At 35.1% G+C, this 4,342-nt stretch carries 3 protein-coding genes and 1 pseudogene; all 4 read right to left on the reverse strand.

Features of this window, described 5'->3' with window-relative positions; all coding sequences use genetic code 11:
- Window positions 1-773: pseudogene (locus tag AVJ19_RS20310) on the reverse strand (ThiF family adenylyltransferase); the annotation flags it as partial.
- Between the two features lies 1 nt (window position 774).
- Window positions 775-2,037, reverse strand: coding sequence for a nucleotidyltransferase (locus tag AVJ19_RS20315; RefSeq protein WP_111861343.1), 1,263 nt, complete (start codon window positions 2,035-2,037; stop codon window positions 775-777).
- A 3-nt stretch (window positions 2,038-2,040) separates the two neighbouring features.
- On the reverse strand, window positions 2,041-2,598 hold the full coding sequence (locus AVJ19_RS20320; protein WP_111861344.1) for a 3'-5' exonuclease: 558 nt from the start codon (window positions 2,596-2,598) through the stop codon (window positions 2,041-2,043).
- Between the two features lie 33 nt (window positions 2,599-2,631).
- Entirely contained in the window at window positions 2,632-4,194 is a 1,563-nt protein-coding gene (locus AVJ19_RS20325; protein WP_111861345.1) for an SAVED domain-containing protein, read from the reverse strand.
- Window positions 4,195-4,342 lie beyond the last annotated feature (148 nt).

Genomic DNA, 4,342 nt, shown 5'->3' on the forward strand with positions numbered 1-4,342 from the left:
CCCCTAGGATAAATATTGTTTCGTTTATCCCATGCTAATAATTTCTGATAATCTACTGAAGATATATGATTTTCAATCCACTCAAAGATTTCATTGGAATTAGGAATCTCAACAGTTGGATATGAATTTAAGCGAATAAAATATGCAACTGGTGCTAAAATTGATACTTTCTCTACCCTGTTTAATATTTTAGAAAGATGTTTTTCTATTATTGTTTGCTGCGACGCTAACCATACAACTTGATGACGTTTTATTCCTCCCCTTTGATCAGTGAGTCCACAAAGTTCACCATTAGTTGAGGGGGGTTCCAAAACAACAAGCTGCTGGTTATTAAAATTTAATTGTAATCGCCAATAAGAAGCTATTTCCCTATAAAACTCCTCGTTTCTTTTTTTTATATTAGAGGAAGGTAATACAAGCTCCAATATCTTTGATAACCTCTTCAATGCATCATTTACTACACTTTCAGGAGAGTTTGCAGCTGGATGCTCCCCAAACCCATACAAACATAAAGATTGTGGCATCGCATGAGGCCATAAAAGCCAAGGTGAAGGGCTTATTTGTAGACGCAAACCGACTGTCGGAAAGCCTTCACAAAAACTAATCCTAAGTACTCGTGAAACACCTAAGTAGTCCTCAGGTAAAGGAAACTCATAAGCCACAACTTCCTTGTCCTTTGGATCTACTACTCTCAGCCAAGATGAAGCATCTTGGCCTAAATATTGGTGTAAAAAGTCTACACCTTGTTGTATTTTTGGAGTGATTTTTTTCATATTAACCAAGACGACCCACTGGTTCTGTTGATGTATGTACAGAAGCAGCTGTTGATGACGTCCCAGCTAAGGCACCTAATGAAATTGTATTGAGAGATACATTTGAATTTCTCCCTGGTAATGTCCATGATCTATCTGGAACATTTCTAATTAGCTCTTGAATAAACGTTCTTGGGATGCCAAAGCTTTCAATAAGTCTATCTTCGAAGTTCTTTTGACTTTCTAGATCATAAAGCCCTATCCTCATACTTTCTAAAGCTTGTGAATGCCACTCAAAAAATGCTTCTCGATATGATTCGCCCTCACCATTTGGACGATTCCATTTCTCGGCAAAGTTTTCGCCTTTATCCATAGGGTTAAGAACCGCAAAACCATCCTCAGTTTGAGTTATAAACTGCGGCATGTATGCAATGATTTTTATAATTGCTTCAATTGGCCTTAGAGCCTGAGCCTGGGATTCTTTATAAACCTTCTCATATGCTTTGGCTGCTAGAGTTGTTATCACTGCAGAAATCGGTCGATACTCAGGACTTTCTGAATTTAATGCCCACTGATCGCGATGTCTTTTTATTAATTTAATAGTTGCTCTTAATGGATTATGTTCAGTGTAGTCTTCATACAAAGGCAATGGATCTTGAGTTGCACTATCCATTAGAACTTTATTATCAGCCATTTTTCGAATGATTTGGATTTCAAGCTTGGCTAAATTTTCTAACCACAGTGAATAATCACGAGGTGTACTGCATTTCCAACCAGTCTCTCTATCTGGGACCTCTAAATTTCCGTAACCAGCTGATTGACCATTACCTCGTGCATTTCGTGCTGGTGTAACATCTATGTGGAAACCTGGATTTTCATCTGCATAGACAATTCTAATGCCTCTACGCAAAGGTTTAATGGGAGCACTAGTTCTAGTCCCTTCTTCGAAACGTCTTGTTAGTGCATCTAATACTTCTTTTGAATCTACATTTTGTGCGTTAGGAAGTAAGACAATAGCATCAGCATCAACATTGGCCATATCCCCTTCTGCTTCAGGAGCTGGCTTTATTGTTGTCTTTAATCCAATCGAACCTTGTACAAAAATATGAGCATCTTTTAATATTTCATCTTCAGCTACATTTAAAATCGCTTGTAGCTTACTATATCTATCTGTTATTAGATCATATTGAGCAGGAGTTAATGAAATTTTTTGAACAATATTCATTAAAACCACTTCCCAACTATCTATTTGTGTTGGATGCTGCGCTTGTGCTACCAAATTCATAATTCACCCCCTTCTATTTACTTCTTCTAAAATTAAATTAAATAACTCTGCTTGAAATATCGCATCCTGCAAAGCGTGATGATTACCAGTAAATTTCGGCTTTAACTTTTCAACTATTTTACTTGATTTAGTTTCTGACCAATCACCACCAAAACAGCCAAAATACATAGATTTAATATCTACTGAGGTATAGCCAAATGGATTATTTCCTAGATATTTATGGAAGTAATAGTTTATAAATGACCAATCAAATCCAACGTTAAAACCAACAAATATAGGTATTTCGTTGGCTGTAACATTTTGATCAATCCACTTACAACACTCAGCCATAGCCACATTTGCCAATAATCCTGTACTTAATAGAATATCTAAGTTAAACCCTGTCACTGATAATGCTTCAGGGTCATACTTGTTTGAGATTGGCTTTAACTCACAGTAGAAATTAACAGTTGGTTTATCAACCAAACACATACCAATTGACAATAGATCATAATCACCTGGTATAGGACCTGATGTTTCTACATCCACTGAGATGAAAACTTCTTTTTTCTTAATAGTCATATTCTAGTTCAAGGCATACTTATTGAGTAAAATTTAGGAAATATCTATTTCCTGATCTGTTCCAACTAAACTAACTTTTTTTGCACCAATTTGGATAGTAGGTTCAAATGGTCCTTTGTTGCCAGTACCAGGTTTACGTTCATATAAGATAAAATCAGCATGATGGCGAGCCTGCATTTTTTGACCTAAGCGTACACATGCAGTCGTTGGTGCAACCATAATTAAGTGAACTTTCTGAAGTCTCCATTCATCTTGAATCTTTTTATAAGCGCTATCAATCGCTTCACCTAAATGCTCTAAATCTTTCGGGTGACTGATAGCATTAAAAGAACACTCATCAAGTGTTATTTCTATGGTTGGTAGAGTATATCCATTATTAAATAAATACTCAGGCAACTCAGATTCAGGGATTTTAGCAGTTATATTCACCAATAAAAGAGCTGCACTTTCTCCAACAAGGTTGTCTTTATGTGTTGTGACTCTAAACTTATTACCTTGTGGCTCAACTACTTCAGGCCATGCCCATTGTTTGCCTTTACCAAAAACTTTTTGTCTATGAAACTGAAATAACACAATACTTGAAGCATCACCTATAATTCTCCCACTCAAAATTAAAACCGACATTCCGTGTAATGGAAAGATTGCTAGTATCTTTGGTCTATAGTCATTTGCAGCCTTGTGCAAAATCTTTTTTAAAATAGGAAAATCTTCTGATTTAAATAATTCAAATATATTCACCCAATAATTTGGGTTATTAGATGCACTAAAATAATCTGGATTCTTTAAAATTCGGTGCGGTTGAGAAAAGCTTTTCATTTCTTGTCGCCACATAGCCTCCTCAGCATCTTGACTATTAAAAATAAAAGCTTGCCCCTCGATTTTTCCACCAATAACTATCATTTCCGCTTCTGGAAATTTCAAACAATCTAATAATCGCTTTACTTCGTTTACACTTTTTTCCCTCATATTTCTTAGAATTTCAACACTGTAGTTATGAGGCTCAATTTTATCTATTAAACGATGACACTTATCGCATAGAAGCATGATATTGGTTGGTTCATCCGCAAGTTTTTCAGAATCACTATTACCCCTTGGTCCATCCTCAGAAGATGCAACAATATGAGCATAATAGCTATAGTTTCCACTCATACCAGAAGTTAAATGTTCTCTTAAATCAACTCCACAACCTGAGAGTTGACATCTCCAAGCTGCATCATACATAACTTTATTTTTAGTTTGAGTTTTTACTTCTCCCAGTCTACCTGAAGTCAAATTGATAGAAATCTTTATCCATTCATCAAGTTTCTTTAAAGTAGATAAAGCTTGCGCATCTTCAAACTTAGGCTTCTCCAATGTCAGATCTTTAGAAGCAGACTCAAGTATTAGTACTCTTTTAGCCTTTATTAGTAATTTTAGATAATCACGAGTTTCTCTTCCTAACTCGCCATACCCCAACTCTATCCAATCATTATTTTCGTTATTTACATAAATTTTGGTATAAAACTTATTCACAAAAAGTAGAACCTTCAAGGATGTGTTAGATACCTTATCTTTTAAAGCAACTGCAAATTCAACATCATCAAATGGGTGTGACATTATGTCTTTATCTCATTTTACTTATATTTTAATATTTTAACTTTAATATAGCATACTAAGAAGTGAGTCCAACTTTAAAAACGACAAGTTTTGTCGTGTAAACAACTACCTTTAAATATATAAGTGTTCAGAAAATTATAAGAACAAT

It is taken from the genome of Acinetobacter sp. CFCC 10889, from assembly GCF_003268395.1.
In the GTDB taxonomy this organism is placed as follows: domain Bacteria; phylum Pseudomonadota; class Gammaproteobacteria; order Pseudomonadales; family Moraxellaceae; genus Acinetobacter.